Raw genomic sequence first — 13,649 nt, 5'->3', positions numbered from 1 at the left:
TCAAATCACCCGTCCGTCCGCGCCAAATCGATGCAGCCGCGCCGGATCCGGCGTCAGGAAAATCGGCTGGCCATGTTTCGTGTCAAAATCCCCGTCGGTGCGCACAGTCACCTGACCGATGCCGTCGACCTGGGTATGGATGAAGGTGTCGGAACCGAGATGTTCGGTCACGCCGACCTTGCCCGTCCAGGCACCTTCCGTCGTTGAAATGCGGATATGTTCCGGGCGGACACCGAGGGTCGTTGCATTGTGCTTGGCGGCTTCCGCGCCTTCGATGAGGTTCATGCGCGGCGAGCCGATGAAGCCGGCCACAAATACATTCTTCGGGCTGCGGTAGAGTTCCATGGGCGACCCCACCTGTTCGATGCGCCCGGCATTCAGCACCACGATCTTGTCGGCCATGGTCATGGCCTCCACCTGGTCATGGGTGACGTAGATCATCGTCGTCTTCAGCTGGTGGTGCAGGTCGCTGATCTCCAGCCGCATGTTGCCGCGCAGCGCCGCATCCAGATTGGACAGCGGTTCGTCGAAGAGGAACGCCTTCGGCTGGCGCACAATCGCCCGGCCGATGGCAACGCGCTGGCGCTGCCCCCCGGAGAGCTGGCCCGGACGCCGGTCGAGATAGTTGGTGAGGTTAAGGATATGCGCGGCGTCCTTGACCTTCTTGTCGATGGCAGATTTTTCCTGTCCGTCCATTTTCAGGGGAAAGGCGATGTTGCCGTAGACCGTCATATGCGGATAGAGCGCATAGGACTGAAAGACCATGGACAGGCCGCGCTTGGCCGGCGCCTCGCTCGACATGTCCTTGCCATCGATGATGATGCGCCCGCCGCTCAGATCCTCAAGACCGGCGATCATGCGCAGCAGCGTGGACTTGCCGCAGCCGGACGGGCCGACAAAGACGACGAATTCGCCATCGTTGATTTCAAGATCGATTTCAGGAATGACCGAGGTGGTTCCAAATGACTTGGATACTTTTTCGAGTGTAATGCTTCCCATAATATTCTTCCCATCTCTTTTGGCTGCGCCAAAGGCTGAAACCTATTTCACTGCGCCGAAGGTCAGGCCGCGCACCAGCTGCTTTTGCGAGAACCAGCCCATGATCAGGATGGGCGCAATGGCCATGGTGGATGCGGCGGAGAGTTTGGCCCAGAACAAGCCCTCGGGACTTGAATAGGATGCGATGAAGGCGGTGAGCGGCGCGGCGTTGGCGGCGGTCAGGTTCAGTGTCCAGAAGGCCTCGTTCCATGCCAGGATGATGTTGAGCAGCATGGTCGAGGCGATACCGGGAACGGCCATGGGCGTGAGCACATAGACGATCTCCTTCATCAGCGATGCGCCATCCATGCGGGCCGCTTCAAGAATCTCGCCGGGGATTTCCTTGAAATAGGTGTAGAGCATCCAGACGATGATCGGCAGGTTGATCATGGTCAGCACGGCGACAAGACCAAGACGCGTGTCGAGCAGGCCCCAGTCGCGGAAGATCAGATAGAGCGGCACCAGCACGCCGACCGCGGGCATCATCTTGGTGGACAGCATCCACATCAGGATGTCCTTGGTGCGCTTGGTCGGCGAGAAGGCCATCGCCCAGGCGGCGGGAATGGCCAGCGCCAGGCCGATCAGGGTCGACCCCACTGAAATCACCACGGAATTGGTGAAATGCTTGAAGTAGTCGGAGCGGCTCTGCACCTCGCGGTAGTTTTCCAGCGTCCAGTCAAAGAACAGGAACTGTGGCGGCGTCGCCACCGCGGTTCCCTCGGATTTGAAGCTGGTGAGGAACGTCCACAGGATCGGAAAGAAGATCAGGAAACCGATGGTCCAGCCGATGACGGTGAAGATGACTTTGCTGCGTGTCGTGGTTGCGCGGGCCATAATCCTACCTCTCCAGGTTTTTGCCGATGAGGCGAATGAGGAAGAAGGCGACGATATTGGCAAGAACCACCGCGACGATACCGCCGGCAGATGCGCCGCCCACATCGAACTGCAGGAGTGCCTGCATGTAGATGAGATAGGTGATATTGGTCGTCTGGATGCCCGGCCCGCCATTGGTCGTCACCAGAATTTCGGCGAAGACGCTGAGCAGGAAGATCGTCTGGATCAGGATAACAACGGTGATCGCCCGCGACAGATGCGGCAGCACCAGATAGATGAAGCGCGAGATCGCCCCGGCGCCATCCATTTCGGCGGCTTCCTTCTGCTCGCCGTCGAGCGATTGCAGGGCGGTCAAAAGAATGAGCGTGGCGAAGGGCAGCCATTGCCAGGCGACAATGAGAATGATCGAAAACAGCGGTACTTGCGCGAACCAGTCGATCGGCTGGAAGCCGAACAGGCGGGCAATCCAGGCGAAGAGGCCGTTGACCGGATGCATCAGCATGTTCTTCCACACCAGCGCCGACACCGTCGGCATGACGAAGAACGGCGCGATGACCAGAAGCCGCACGATGCCCTGGCCGAAGAACGGCTGATCCAGCACCAGCGCCAGAAGAATGCCGCCGATAACGGTGATGAGCAGCGTGCCGCCCACCAGAATGAGCGTATTGGCCAGCGCGGTGAAGAAGGCGGGGTCGGTCAGAAAATACTGGTAGTTGAGAAAGCCGATATATTCCTCGGTTCCCGGCATCAGCAGATTGTAGCGCAGGAACGAGAAGTACAGCGTCATGACAAGCGGCACGATCATCCACAGGAAGAGCAGGATGACGGCGGGCGACATCATGATACGGGCCGTTGCACGTGTCTGAAGCGTAGCCATGGTCAGGTTCCGATACGGTAATTATCAAAAACGATAATGCAAAAGGAGGCCCGGGCGGCATCCGGCATTCGCGTCGGATGCCGTCCGGAGCCAGGAGGATTCTACTTGATGTAGCCGCCCTTTGTCATCTCGCGGGTGGTCAGCGCCTGGGCGCCCTGCAGGGCCTGGTCGACGCTCATCGAACCGGCGAGCGCAGCGGAGAACTGCTGGCCCACGGCGGTGCCGATGCCCTGGAATTCAGGGATGGCGACGAACTGGCCGCCCGTATAGGGCACCGGCTTGACGGTCGGCTTGCTGGTGTTCGCGGCGGTCATCGCATCGAGCGTGATCTTGGCGAAAGGCGCGGCCTTCTGGTACTCGGCATTGGCATAGAGCGAGGTGCGCGTGCCCGGAGGAACGTTGGCCCAGCCTTCCTTGGATGCAACGAGTTCCGTATAGGCCTTGTCGGTCGCCCAGGAGATGAACTTCTGCGCAGCTTCCGCCTTCTTGGTGCCGGCGGGAACGCCGAGGTTCCAGGCCCACAGCCAGTTGCCGTGGTTTTCAACGCCGCCGGTCGGGAAGAGCGCATAGCCCACCTTGTCGGCAACCTTGGATTCCTTCGGGTTGGTCACGAAGGAAGCGGCGACCGTCGCGTCGATCCAGATGCCGCACTTGCCGGTCTGGAACAGCGCGAGGTTTTCATTGAAGCCGTTGGAGGATGCACCGGGAGGTCCGGCTTCCTTCATCAGGTCGACATAGAACTTCAGCGCATGCTTCCATTCCGGCTGGTCGAACTGCGGATGCCACTTCTCGTCGAACCAGCGCGCGCCGAAGGAATTGGCGGTTGCGGTCAGGAGCGCCATGTTCTCGCCCCAGCCGGCCTTGCCGCGCAGGCAGATGCCATAGGTCTCGGTTGATTTGTCGGTCATCTTCTTCGCCGCTTCGGCGATCTGGTCCCAGGTCGGCTTTTCCGGAATGGTCACACCGGCCTTCTCGGCCAGGTCCTTGCGGTACATGACCATGGCGCTTTCGCCGTAGAAGGGCGAGGCATAGAGCTTGCCGTCAACCGAAACCGCATCGCGGATCGCCGGCAGCAGGTCGTCCTTGTTGTAATCCTTGGCAAGGCCGTCGAGCGGCAACAGCCAGCCCTGCTTGGCCCAGATCGGCACTTCATAGGTGCCGATGGTCATGATGTCATACTGGCCGCCCTTGGTGGCGATATCGGTGGTGACACGCTGGCGCAGCACGTTTTCTTCGAGCGTGACCCATTCCAGCTTGATGTCGGGATTTTTCTTGGTGAAGTCGTCGGTCAGTTTCTGCATGCGAACCATGTCGCCATTGTTGACCGTGGCAATGGTCAGCGTTTCAGCATTGGCAAAACTTACCATAGCCAGAGCTGACGCAGCGCCGAGCAGAAGCGTTCTCGTTAACATCTCATTCCTCCCGTGAATGTTTTGAGCAATTGCTTATCTTATGAGCAAATACTCACACAATCCCGAAACAAGTCAAGAGGCAATCGATGCTGCGCTGCAGCATTGAGTGGTGAGTGGTGAGTGGTGAGTGGTGAGTGGTGAGTGGTGAGTGGTGAGTGGTGAGTGGTGAGTGGTGAGTGGTGGATTTCAGGCAGGACGCCAGGTCAACAACGAACTACTCACAACTGACTACTTTCTATTCACTATCCCCAACAGCGCCTCGGCGGTTCGTTCGTCCGTGATCAAGCCATTGATAAGACTGCCCTTTATCGCAGCGACAATACCGGGCAGCTTCTTGGCGCCCTTGGCGATGGCGATCACCGTTGCCGTCTCGCGCGAAGGGATGTGCGCACTGGCCACACGATCATTGGTGAGGCCCTCGATGGGCACGCCGTTGCGGTCGAACGCCCGCCCGACGATCTCGCACACCGCGCCGGCCCGGCGCAAAGCCAGCAGTTCATCGCGTGAAATGAAGCCGTCGACGAAGAGCGGCGCGTCATCCTCGAGGTCGCCGATGCCGAGAAAGGCGACATTGGCCTTGGCCGACAATTCCAGCACCGGGCGGATCATCGCCTGCGCATGCAAAAGCTCGCGCTCCTCCGGCGAGGAGGCGATAACCGGCAGCGGCATCGGGAAGGAGCGCGCCTTGATCTTGTCGGCGATATTGAAGATGACGTTGTAATAGGCAGCTGAACCATCCGGCGAAATATTGCCGGTGAGCGATACAACCTTATGTTGGGGACACTCAATGGGCGACAGCCGTTCGATAGCCGCCTTCAGCGTACGGCCGGTGCCGATGCCGAGGACGATCGGCGCCTCGGATTTCAGCCAGCGGGTCATTTCATCCGCCGCCGCATCGGCCACGCCGAGCGTGGTCGAGGTCGAGCCCGGATCGGTCGGTACCACTTCCACCATCTTGAGGCCGAAACGCTTTTTCAACTGCGCGGCAAGGTCAAGACAGTGGGCGATGGGATGGTCGAGGCGCACCTTGACCAGCCCTTCCGACACGGCCAGCGACACCATGCGCTGCGCCGACTGGCGCGAAATGCCAAGCTTGGCGGCAATCTCATCCTGGGTGTTGCCGGCGACGTAATAGAGCCAGCCGGCCCGCGCCGCATCGTCCAGCCTTGATGTGGTAATCTCCGGCTTACTCAATTATCTGCCCCGCCCTTAAGCGCCTCGCTTTGCTCGTTGCTGGCGGGGACCCCATTATCTGCCCCGCCCTTAAGCGCTTCGCTGGCGACAGCGGTCTTGTGCCCGTCGGAATGGCCGAGATCGCGCTCGGGCCAGACGATGTCGCGCACCTTCTGCTTGAGCACCTTGGCTTCGGGGAAACCGCCATCGCGCTTGCGCTCCCAGATCAGGTCATCCTCGACGCGGATTTCGAACACGCCGCCGGTGCCGGGGATCAGCGCCACCTCGCCGAGATCGGCGCCAAAGGTGGACAGCAGCTCCTGCGCCATCCAGGCGGAGCGGAGGAGCCAGCTGCATTGGGTGCAGTAAAGGATGGTGATGCGCGGTTTCGTTGTCATGCCGAGCTTCTTAGCATTTCCGCTTGGGGATGTAAGCTGTTGTGTTGGGATGCTGTTGGATAGGTTTCACCCCCCTCTGTCCTGCCGGACATCTCCCCCACAAGGGGGGAGATCAGCTGTCATTGCTGCTTCAGCTAATCTTCAACATTGAAGACAACGGAAAGCCGTTGATGCCAATGTGATCTCCCCCCTTGTGGGGGAGATGTCCGGCAGGACAGAGGGGGGTGAAAAATAATTGGGGTGAAACTTATCCACGTTCTCCCATCCTCGCTTATCCTTCTCCTCGTCCTTTCCGGCGGGAATGCTTCCGGAAACTTTCGAAAGTCGGGAAAGGATCGGCGCTTTGGCCATGCAGGGAGGAAAACCTGTGCGGCCGGGGAGGTTTGGCCCAATGGTGAAACATCGGGTGAAAACTTGAAAACGCCGGGGCGGGTGGTCCTTGGATCGCAAGCATCGCATATAGACTACCCCAAGACCCGCGTTCCAAGGACCGCCCGTCATTCTCCTCTTTCAACAGCCAGACGCATTTGCGGGCGTGGCAAGGGTTGCTCCTGACAGAAGGTTGTCAGCAGCCCTGCGCTATACCGCGCGCCCGGCAGACAGGCGCGAGGGAGGGCATCATGGAAAGCAGGGAACAGATAACCGGCAGCGCAGCGGATTTCGATTTTCTCATCGGCGACTGGACCATCCGCAATCTGCGGCTGAAACAGCGGTTTGCCGGTTGCGACGACTGGGATGAATTTTCTGCCACGTCGCGCGTGCGCAAACTGTTGCAGGACACGGCCAATCTGGAAGAGATGGACATTCCGGCCAAGGGCTTTGCCGGGATCACGCTGCGCCTGTTCAACCCGCGCGACGGCTCGTGGTCGCTGCACTGGGCGGACAGCCGGAGCAACCGCCTGTTTGCGCCGGTTATCGGCCGGTTCGACCAGGATGAAGGCCTGTTCTACGGCGACGACACCGATGACGGCAGGCCGGTGCGCGTGCGGTTTCTCTGGGAACCCTGCCAGCACACCCCATGCTGGGAACAGGCGTTTTCCCGCGATGGCGGCGAAACCTGGGAAACCAACTGGATGATGCGGTTCACCCGGATGTGATGCTGCCGTGCTGAGATTGGATCGTGTTCTCACCCCCCTCTGCCCTGCCGGGCATCTCCCCCACAAGGGGGGAGATCACATCGGCATCAACGCCATTGCATTATTTTCAATGTTGAAGATTGGCTGAAACAGCAATGACAGCTGATCTCCCCCCTTGTGGGGGAGATGTCCGGCAGGACAGAGGGGGGTGAAATCGTCACCCCCGCCGCCGCAATTCCCGCCGCACACGGCGCCAGACGCCCTGGCGCACCATGTCGCCGCGCCGCCAGGCATAGTCCTCCTCGATCCAGGCCTGATATCTGGCAAACGCGCCATGCCTGGCAACAAGTGCGTCGGCCATGTCAGTGATTTGATCCCTCGGAACCAGCCGCGGCTTGATCGATGCTTCCCATGCATGGAAAAGCAGCGTGCCCCAGATCGGGGAAAGGCAGACGATGAAAATGACCCATTCAAAACAATTGGAAAAATACATGGCAGTGTCCACATATAGACGATATTAAATCGTCACATTGTAGATCGACCTGTGGTTTTTGCCAGAACAAATTGTTCTCATGGAATCATTTGCATCGAATCTGCGCCTGCGAACCAAAGAGCTTGGCATTCATCAGGCGGATGTGGCGCGGCGCGCTGGCTTAAGCGAGAAGCGCTACAGCAATTATGTCACTGGCAGGCGGGAACCTGATCTGGCAACCGTCGTGCGTATTGCCAGAGTGCTGCAGACGACGCCGGATCGATTGCTGTCGTTCGGCGAGGAGACTGATGCCGAGCCGATTGCGCAGCAGCGCATCCGCGCGGCCATCGGGGTGCTGTCACCGGATGACCTCGAAACCGTGGCAATCATGGTCGAGGCGCTGGCGAGCAAGCGCCATGCGGGCGGAGGCTGAGGCCGGCGCCCTCCCCGCCGCAAGCAAAATCAGCGGCGGGTCATTTCCCGGGCGATGCGGGTGAAATCCGCCTGCTTGATGCCGATATCGGCGCGGTCGGCCGGGCTCATGGCGTTGAGGAGGGCCATGGCGTTGCGGAAATCCTGGTCCTTGCGGCGGCGTCCGCGCGTGGTGAAATCAAAGATGAAGCTCATTGGTGTGTAACCCGTGTCGATGTAATGTTACCCCAAGGATAAATCGACACGCCCGGATTGTGCAGTGCAATATGCGCATGGGTGGTATGCCGGCATAAAGGGAAACGCCAAGACGATGGACAAAACAGCAGCAACCAAGACTGAAAACCCCTCAGCGCTGATCGATGCGCGGATCAGCGCGCTCGGCGACTGGCGCGGCGCGATGCTGGCGCATATGCGCGCCCTCATCAAACGGGCCGACCCCGAGGTGGTGGAAGAGGTGAAGTGGCGCGGCGTGCCGGTCTGGGAGCATGCCGGCATCATCTGCACCGGCGAGACCTATAAGAGCGCGGTGAAGCTGACCTTTCTCAAGGGCGCGGCGCTCGCCGATCCGGCAAAGCTGTTCAACTCCAGCCTGGAGGGCAATGCCCGGCGCGCCATCGATCTGCACGAGGGCGATGTCATCGACGAGGAAGCCTTCAAGGCGCTCATCCGCGCCGCCGTTGCGCTGAACACCGCCAAATCGCGCACATAATCAGGCGGTCAGCGCCCGACCTGTTCGGCCTGTTCGACCGTCAGCGGCTTGATCTCGGGCGGCAGCGGTTCCGGCCTGTCCGCCTGCAGGACAGGCGCCGGTGGCGCGGGCGGCCGCACCGTGGTGCAGGCGGCCGCGCAGGCCAGAATGCCAAAAAGGGCGAGCATCCGCGCCAGGGCGCGGGGAAAACCGGCTTGCATCAAGCCTCAGTTGTCGCTCATCTTCAGCGCCTGGATGAAGGCTTCCTGCGGGATTTCGACCTTGCCGAACTGCCGCATGCGCTTCTTGCCTTCCTTCTGCTTTTCCAGAAGCTTGCGCTTGCGCGAGACGTCGCCGCCATAGCACTTTGCCGTCACGTCCTTGCGCAGGGCCGAGATGGTTTCGCGCGCGATCACCGTGCCGCCGATGGCCGCCTGGATCGGGATCTTGAACATGTGCTTGGGGATCAGGTCCTTCAGCTTTTCGCAGAGGTCGCGGCCGCGCTTTTCCGCGGCGGCGCGGTGCACCATCATCGACAGCGCATCGACCGGTTCGCCGTTGACCAGCACCGACATCTTGACCAGATTGCCCTCGCGGTAATCCGAGAGGTGATAGTCGAAGGAGGCATAGCCCTGGCTGATCGACTTCAACCGGTCGTAGAAATCGAACACGACTTCGTTGAGCGGCAGGTCATAGGTGACCATGGCGCGCTTGCCGACATAGTTGAGATCGATCTGGATGCCGCGGCGGTCCTGGCAGAGTTTCAGGATGGAGCCGAGATAATCATCAGGGGTGAGGATCGTCGCGCGGATCCATGGTTCCTCGATGGTGGCGATCTTCATCACCTCGGGCATGTCAGCGGGGTTGTGCAACTCCTTCTGCGTGCCATCGGTCATGTTGAGCTTGTAGACAACGCTCGGGGCGGTGGCGATGAGATCGAGGTTGAACTCGCGCTCCAGCCGCTCCTGAATGATTTCGAGATGCAACAGCCCAAGGAAGCCGCAGCGGAAACCAAAGCCCAGCGCCGCGGAGCTTTCCATTTCGAAGGAGAACGAGGCGTCGTTGAGGCGCAGACGGCCCATGGCGGCGCGCAGATCCTCGAAATCGGCGGCATCGACCGGGAAGAGACCGCAGAAGACCACCGGCTGCGCCGGCTTGAAGCCCGGCAGGATGGAATCGGTCGGGCGCTTGTCCTCGGTGATGGTATCGCCGACGCGGGTGTCGGCGACTTCCTTGATCGAGGCGGTGATGAAGCCGAATTCGCCCGGTCCAAGCTCGTCCACGGCCAGCATCTTCGGCGTGAACACGCCGGTGCGCTCGACCGGATATTTGGCGCCGGTGCCCATCATGCGGATGGTCTGGCCCTTTTTCAAAACGCCGTCGATGATGCGCACGAGAACGATAACGCCGAGATAGCTGTCGTACCAGCTGTCGACCAGCATGGCCTTGAGCGGCTTGCTGCGGTCGCCTTCGCGCGGCGGCGGCAGCTGGTTGACGATGGCTTCGAGCACGTCGGGAATGCCGAGGCCGGTCTTGGCGGAAATCAGCACGGCCTGGCTGGCATCGATGCCGATGACTTCCTCGACCTGTTCGCGGATGCGCTCGGGTTCGGCGGCGGGCAGGTCGACCTTGTTCAGCACCACGACGATCTCGTGATTGTTGTCGATGGCCTGATAGACATTGGCAAGGGTCTGCGCCTCGACACCCTGCGAGGCGTCGACGACAAGCAGCGAGCCTTCGCAGGCCGACAGCGACCGCGACACCTCATAGGCGAAGTCGACGTGGCCGGGCGTGTCGATCAGGTTGAGGATGTACTCCTCGCCATTGTTCGCCTTGTACTTCAGCCGGACGGTCTGCGCCTTGATGGTGATGCCGCGCTCACGCTCGATATCCATCGAGTCGAGCACCTGCTCCTTCATGTCGCGCAGCTCAAGCCCGCCCGTCTGCTGGATCAGGCGGTCGGCAAGGGTGGATTTGCCATGGTCGATATGGGCGACGATGGAAAAATTACGGATGTGGTCAAGTGGAGTGCTCATGCGCGCGATTTAGCAGTGAACAGGCAAAACGCAAAGCGGGAAATGCACGGCCAGGACCGGGACCGTCACAAGATTGCATCGTCTGTGCTATATTTTGCCCCTGTGCCACGCACCGGGGATGTGATGATGGACGAATTCTTCAGTTTCAAGGAGACCGACGGCTTCCGGGTCAAACTGTGGCGGGGCGAATATATGTGCCTGCTCGGCTTCGACGTGGATGCGCCGGAGGATGATTTTGTCGGTTTCGCGGTGGAATACAAGGAGCCGAAGGGCAGCACATTTTTGAACCTGCGCAACCGCATCGCCTTCGATTACGGCGAACCGGTCAAAAAGGCGGTGACCGGCGGCGTCAAGTTCCCCACCACCGAAGCGCCGCTGCAGATGTTCCGCTGGGTGCATTTCCCCTATGAGCCGCAGGACGGCATCTACACCTACCGCATCACCAAGATGCACATGCCGCAGGACGGCAAGCTGGTGCGCGGCACCATGATCGAGCTGCCGATCCGCTATGACAGCGTCACCTATGACGGCTTTCTCGACATCGGTTTCACCCGCAACTTTGCCTCCTCGCAGGCCTTTGAGGACAAGAAAAAGCGGCTGCACCTGACCAATGACATCATCCCCAGCAACGCCGATGACGGCCTCGCTTTTGCGGCCAAGAAAGCCGAAATCGCCAAGACCGGCATTTACGACTGGCTGGGTTTCGAGGCGCACCGGCTGCTGTTCGGTTTCCTCGACTGGGCGGTGAAGGACCCGACCATCGAGGTGGATGCGCTGGCCTACGACCTGAACGAGCCGGATTTTCTGGCGCAGCTGGAAAAGCTCGGCAACCGCCTGCGGGTGATCATCGACGATTCCGGCGTGGCGGACAAGAAGAGCGGCGGCATGAAAAGCGGGCATGGCGCGCCGGACAGCGCGGAAAGCCAGGCGGCGGCACGGCTTGTTGCCAGCGCCGGAGCGGATCATGTCAAACGCGGGCATTTTCGCGGGCTGCAGCACAACAAGGTGCTGATCGCCAAGCGCAACGGCGTGCCGGTGCGGGTGCTGGGCGGCTCGATGAATTTTTCGTTCCGCGGCTTCTACATCCAGGCCAACAACCTGTTCATTTTTGACGACGAGGCGGTGGCCGGGCTGTTCGCGCAGATGTTTACGCTCGCCTTCACCGACATGGCCAATTTCCAGAAAGACCCGTTTTCGAAAGTCTGGCATTCGGTGAAACGCGAAGGCCGCCCGGCGGTGCATGTCTGTTTCTCCCCGCACAAGACGTCGGACCTGTCGCTGCGGCCGGTGGGCGGCGCCATCGACCAGGCGACCTCGTCGGTGTTCTATTCCTTCGCCTTCATGAACCAGACAAAATCCGGGCCGGTGCGCGAGGCGCTGGACCGGCTGATCAAGAAGCCGCTGTTCAGTTATGGCGTTGTCGACAAGAAGAGCGGCATGGAAATCCAGAAGCCAAGCGGCGAGAATGGCCTTGTCGATTTCGCCTATCTCGCCAAGAACGCGCCGGAGCCGTTCAAGAGCGAATGGTCCGGCGGCAGCGGCATCAATATCCACCACAAGTTCGCCGTGGTGGATTTCGACAAGCCGACGGCCAAGGTGTTCACCGGATCGAGCAATTTCTCGCCCTCCGGCGAGACCGGCAATGGCGATCATCTCGTCATCATCGAGGATCAGCGGGTGGCGACGGCCTTTGCCATCGAGGCGCTGCGCATGTTCGACCACCTGAACTTCCGCAACCGCATGCAGGTGGAAATCGCCGCGCTGCCCAAACAGATCACCCTGAAGAAACCCAAGGCGATCTCGGGTGAAAGCACCGCGTGGTTCGACAAGTTCTACGTGGCGGGAAGCCAGCGCGAGCGCGACCGGCTGACCTTTTCGCGTCAGTCATAGCGCAGGTCGTGCGCCTTGCCGCCAAACACCCGGTAGGCGAAGATGGAATAGCCGATAATGGCGGGCAGCACGACAATGACGCCGACAAGGATGATGCCAAGACTTTCCGGCGCGCTGGCGGCCTCGAAAATCGTCAGCCTCTCCGGCACCACATAGGGATAGAAGGCATAGGCAAGCCCGGCAAAGCCGAGGGTAAAAATGCCCGCCATCAGCATGAATGGCAGGGCCGAATAGCGGTCATTGGCGGCGGGCAGCCGGGCAAGCACCGCCCAGAGCGCGGCAAAGAGCGCTGCAGTAACCAGCGGCAGCGGCGCCAGCAGGATCATCTCCGGCAGCGCAAACCATCTGGCGAAAATGCGCGGGCTGGCCAAAGGTACAGCCAGGACAATCGCAACCATGCCGAGCGCTGTGAAAGCCAGAGCCCGGCGCATCAGGCGAACGGCCTTGCGCTGCAGGGCGTCCCCGGTCTTGTAGATAATCCATGCGGCGCCGATGGCGGCGTAAGACGCGGTGAGGCAAAGACCGACCAGCAGGCCGAACAGGATACCCGCCGCCGACTGGTCGAGCCCCAGCGCATAGACGCCGAGCATATAGCCCTGCGCCAGGGAAGCGCCTGTCGAACCCAGGCAGAATGCCCAATTCCAGCGTGGCTTCACAGGCAGGCCGACCTTGGCGCGAAAATCGAAGGCGACACCGCGCAGGATCAGGCTGATCAGCATGACGGTGACGGGGACATACAGCGCCGGCAGGACGATGCCGTGCGCGGCGGGAAAGGCCACCAGCAGCAGGCCGATGGCGAGGACCAGCCAGGTTTCATTGGCGTCCCAGAACGGACCGATGGCGGCGACCATGATGTCGCGCTCCGTATCGTCCGCTGCGGCAAAAAGAATGCCGACGCCGAGATCAAAGCCATCGAGGATGACATAGGCCAAGACCGACAGGCCCATCAGCCCGGCGAAAATCAGCGGAAGGACGATGGCGGGATCAAAGGTCATCCACTCCCCCGCACCGCCTGGCCCAGCGGCTGGTTCTCGACACCCGGCTCCGGCTGCCTGTCACCCTCCCGGGCGGCCCTGACCGCCAGCCGCAGGATCACGCCGGTATAGGCCAGGAGCAGCACCGCGTAGACGATGAGATAAGCCGCAAGCGATGCGGCGACCGCTCCCGCGGGCACCGGTCCGAGCGCATCCGCCGCTTTGAGCACGCCGTTGACCAGCCAGGGCTGGCGGCCGATCTCCGCCGTGTAATCGGCTGCATTCCCTCCAAGGCATTGCTGCATGCTTCGGAAGTCTTCCATGAGGCCGGCCACACCCATGCAAAGCT

15 protein-coding genes and 1 pseudogene are annotated in these 13,649 nt (G+C 60.8%); 4 read left to right on the top strand and 12 right to left on the bottom strand.

Annotated elements, in window-relative coordinates; genetic code table 11:
- The 6 genes and pseudogenes from ACTJJ7_RS22545 to ACTJJ7_RS22520 all read right to left on the bottom strand — a co-directional run.
- Complete coding sequence (locus ACTJJ7_RS22545; RefSeq protein ID WP_440968882.1) at positions 1 to 999, bottom strand: ABC transporter ATP-binding protein; 999 nt, start codon at positions 997 to 999, stop codon at positions 1 to 3.
- A 42-nt stretch (positions 1,000 to 1,041) separates the two neighbouring features.
- A complete protein-coding gene (locus ACTJJ7_RS22540; RefSeq protein ID WP_130268444.1) occupies positions 1,042 to 1,872 on the bottom strand; it encodes a carbohydrate ABC transporter permease in 831 nt (276 codons plus the stop codon).
- A gap of 4 nt (positions 1,873 to 1,876) precedes the next feature.
- The gene (locus ACTJJ7_RS22535) at positions 1,877 to 2,749 is read right to left on the bottom strand and encodes a carbohydrate ABC transporter permease (protein WP_440968881.1); all 873 of its coding nucleotides are present in this window, start codon (positions 2,747 to 2,749) and stop codon (positions 1,877 to 1,879) included.
- A 101-nt stretch (positions 2,750 to 2,850) separates the two neighbouring features.
- Positions 2,851 to 4,161: an ABC transporter substrate-binding protein gene (locus ACTJJ7_RS22530; protein ID WP_105738110.1), complete on the bottom strand. Its 1,311-nt coding sequence runs from the start codon at positions 4,159 to 4,161 to the stop codon at positions 2,851 to 2,853.
- A gap of 228 nt (positions 4,162 to 4,389) precedes the next feature.
- Positions 4,390 to 5,355 (bottom strand): sugar-binding transcriptional regulator, encoded by a 966-nt coding sequence (locus ACTJJ7_RS22525; RefSeq protein WP_440968880.1) that lies wholly within the window; start codon positions 5,353 to 5,355, stop codon positions 4,390 to 4,392.
- Positions 5,356 to 5,459: 104 nt separating this feature from the next.
- A pseudogene (locus tag ACTJJ7_RS22520) lies at positions 5,460 to 5,732 on the bottom strand (SelT/SelW/SelH family protein); the annotation flags it as partial.
- Positions 5,733 to 6,352: 620 nt separating this feature from the next.
- Between ACTJJ7_RS22520 and ACTJJ7_RS22515 the strand changes: the two are divergent.
- Positions 6,353 to 6,829, top strand: a complete 477-nt coding sequence (locus ACTJJ7_RS22515) for a hypothetical protein (protein ID WP_440968879.1) — start codon at positions 6,353 to 6,355, stop codon at positions 6,827 to 6,829.
- A 196-nt stretch (positions 6,830 to 7,025) separates the two neighbouring features.
- Here the strand turns inward: ACTJJ7_RS22515 and ACTJJ7_RS22510 are convergent, their stop codons facing one another.
- Positions 7,026 to 7,301 carry a hypothetical protein gene (locus tag ACTJJ7_RS22510; protein ID WP_440968878.1) on the bottom strand — a complete coding sequence of 92 codons (276 nt, stop codon included), beginning with the start codon at positions 7,299 to 7,301 and terminating at the stop codon, positions 7,026 to 7,028.
- A gap of 79 nt (positions 7,302 to 7,380) precedes the next feature.
- On the opposite strand from ACTJJ7_RS22510, the gene ACTJJ7_RS22505 reads away from it, so the two are divergent.
- Positions 7,381 to 7,713: a helix-turn-helix domain-containing protein gene (locus ACTJJ7_RS22505; protein WP_440968877.1), complete on the top strand. Its 333-nt coding sequence runs from the start codon at positions 7,381 to 7,383 to the stop codon at positions 7,711 to 7,713.
- A 29-nt stretch (positions 7,714 to 7,742) separates the two neighbouring features.
- Here the strand turns inward: ACTJJ7_RS22505 and ACTJJ7_RS22500 are convergent, their stop codons facing one another.
- On the bottom strand, positions 7,743 to 7,907 hold the full coding sequence (locus ACTJJ7_RS22500) for a hypothetical protein (RefSeq protein WP_227987424.1): 165 nt from the start codon (positions 7,905 to 7,907) through the stop codon (positions 7,743 to 7,745).
- A 115-nt stretch (positions 7,908 to 8,022) separates the two neighbouring features.
- Between ACTJJ7_RS22500 and ACTJJ7_RS22495 the strand changes: the two genes are divergently transcribed.
- Positions 8,023 to 8,421, top strand: coding sequence for a DUF1801 domain-containing protein (locus tag ACTJJ7_RS22495; protein WP_440968876.1), 399 nt, complete (start codon positions 8,023 to 8,025; stop codon positions 8,419 to 8,421).
- Positions 8,422 to 8,429: 8 nt separating this feature from the next.
- On the opposite strand, the gene ACTJJ7_RS22490 is transcribed toward ACTJJ7_RS22495, so the two are convergent.
- Together ACTJJ7_RS22490 and lepA are read right to left on the bottom strand one after the other, a co-directional pair.
- Positions 8,430 to 8,624: a hypothetical protein gene (locus tag ACTJJ7_RS22490; protein WP_440968875.1), complete on the bottom strand. Its 195-nt coding sequence runs from the start codon at positions 8,622 to 8,624 to the stop codon at positions 8,430 to 8,432.
- 3 nt (positions 8,625 to 8,627) lie between these two features.
- Positions 8,628 to 10,436, bottom strand: coding sequence for a translation elongation factor 4 (gene lepA / locus ACTJJ7_RS22485; RefSeq protein ID WP_440968874.1), 1,809 nt, complete (start codon positions 10,434 to 10,436; stop codon positions 8,628 to 8,630).
- 126 nt (positions 10,437 to 10,562) lie between these two features.
- Between lepA and ACTJJ7_RS22480 the strand changes: the two genes are divergently transcribed.
- Positions 10,563 to 12,326 (top strand): phospholipase D-like domain-containing protein, encoded by a 1,764-nt coding sequence (locus tag ACTJJ7_RS22480; RefSeq protein WP_440968873.1) that lies wholly within the window; start codon positions 10,563 to 10,565, stop codon positions 12,324 to 12,326.
- Here ACTJJ7_RS22480 and ACTJJ7_RS22475 read toward each other — a convergent pair.
- Positions 12,317 to 13,321: a cytochrome d ubiquinol oxidase subunit II gene (locus ACTJJ7_RS22475; protein ID WP_440968872.1), complete on the bottom strand. Its 1,005-nt coding sequence runs from the start codon at positions 13,319 to 13,321 to the stop codon at positions 12,317 to 12,319. The two genes, ACTJJ7_RS22480 and ACTJJ7_RS22475, sit on opposite strands and share 10 nt — an antisense overlap.
- Positions 13,318 to 13,649, bottom strand: a 332-nt coding sequence (locus tag ACTJJ7_RS22470; RefSeq protein WP_440968871.1) for a cytochrome ubiquinol oxidase subunit I, incomplete at its 5' end; no start/stop codon positions are given. The genes ACTJJ7_RS22475 and ACTJJ7_RS22470, both read right to left, overlap by 4 nt.

The sequence above is a fragment of the Phyllobacterium sp. 22229 genome (genome assembly GCF_052056495.1).
In the GTDB taxonomy this organism is placed as follows: domain Bacteria; phylum Pseudomonadota; class Alphaproteobacteria; order Rhizobiales; family Rhizobiaceae; genus Phyllobacterium; species Phyllobacterium myrsinacearum.
The sequence above is the reverse complement of the archived record's forward strand: the minus strand, read 5'-3'. Positions and strand labels throughout refer to the sequence as shown.

What these genes read in the sequence shown, in the direction of transcription:
- ACTJJ7_RS22545 (WP_440968882.1), bottom strand. Translation starts at nt 999, where the DNA reads ATGGGAAGCATTACACTCGAAAAAGTATCCAAGTCATTTGGAACCACC.
- ACTJJ7_RS22540 (WP_130268444.1), bottom strand. Translation starts at nt 1,872, where the DNA reads ATGGCCCGCGCAACCACGACACGCAGCAAAGTCATCTTCACCGTCATC.
- ACTJJ7_RS22535 (WP_440968881.1), bottom strand. Translation starts at nt 2,749, where the DNA reads ATGGCTACGCTTCAGACACGTGCAACGGCCCGTATCATGATGTCGCCC.
- ACTJJ7_RS22530 (WP_105738110.1), bottom strand. Translation starts at nt 4,161, where the DNA reads ATGTTAACGAGAACGCTTCTGCTCGGCGCTGCGTCAGCTCTGGCTATG.
- ACTJJ7_RS22515 (WP_440968879.1), top strand. Translation starts at nt 6,353, where the DNA reads ATGGAAAGCAGGGAACAGATAACCGGCAGCGCAGCGGATTTCGATTTT.
- ACTJJ7_RS22510 (WP_440968878.1), bottom strand. Translation starts at nt 7,301, where the DNA reads ATGTATTTTTCCAATTGTTTTGAATGGGTCATTTTCATCGTCTGCCTT.
- ACTJJ7_RS22505 (WP_440968877.1), top strand. Translation starts at nt 7,381, where the DNA reads ATGGAATCATTTGCATCGAATCTGCGCCTGCGAACCAAAGAGCTTGGC.
- ACTJJ7_RS22500 (WP_227987424.1), bottom strand. Translation starts at nt 7,907, where the DNA reads ATGAGCTTCATCTTTGATTTCACCACGCGCGGACGCCGCCGCAAGGAC.
- ACTJJ7_RS22495 (WP_440968876.1), top strand. Translation starts at nt 8,023, where the DNA reads ATGGACAAAACAGCAGCAACCAAGACTGAAAACCCCTCAGCGCTGATC.
- lepA (WP_440968874.1), bottom strand. Translation starts at nt 10,436, where the DNA reads ATGAGCACTCCACTTGACCACATCCGTAATTTTTCCATCGTCGCCCAT.
- ACTJJ7_RS22480 (WP_440968873.1), top strand. Translation starts at nt 10,563, where the DNA reads ATGGACGAATTCTTCAGTTTCAAGGAGACCGACGGCTTCCGGGTCAAA.
- ACTJJ7_RS22475 (WP_440968872.1), bottom strand. Translation starts at nt 13,321, where the DNA reads ATGACCTTTGATCCCGCCATCGTCCTTCCGCTGATTTTCGCCGGGCTG.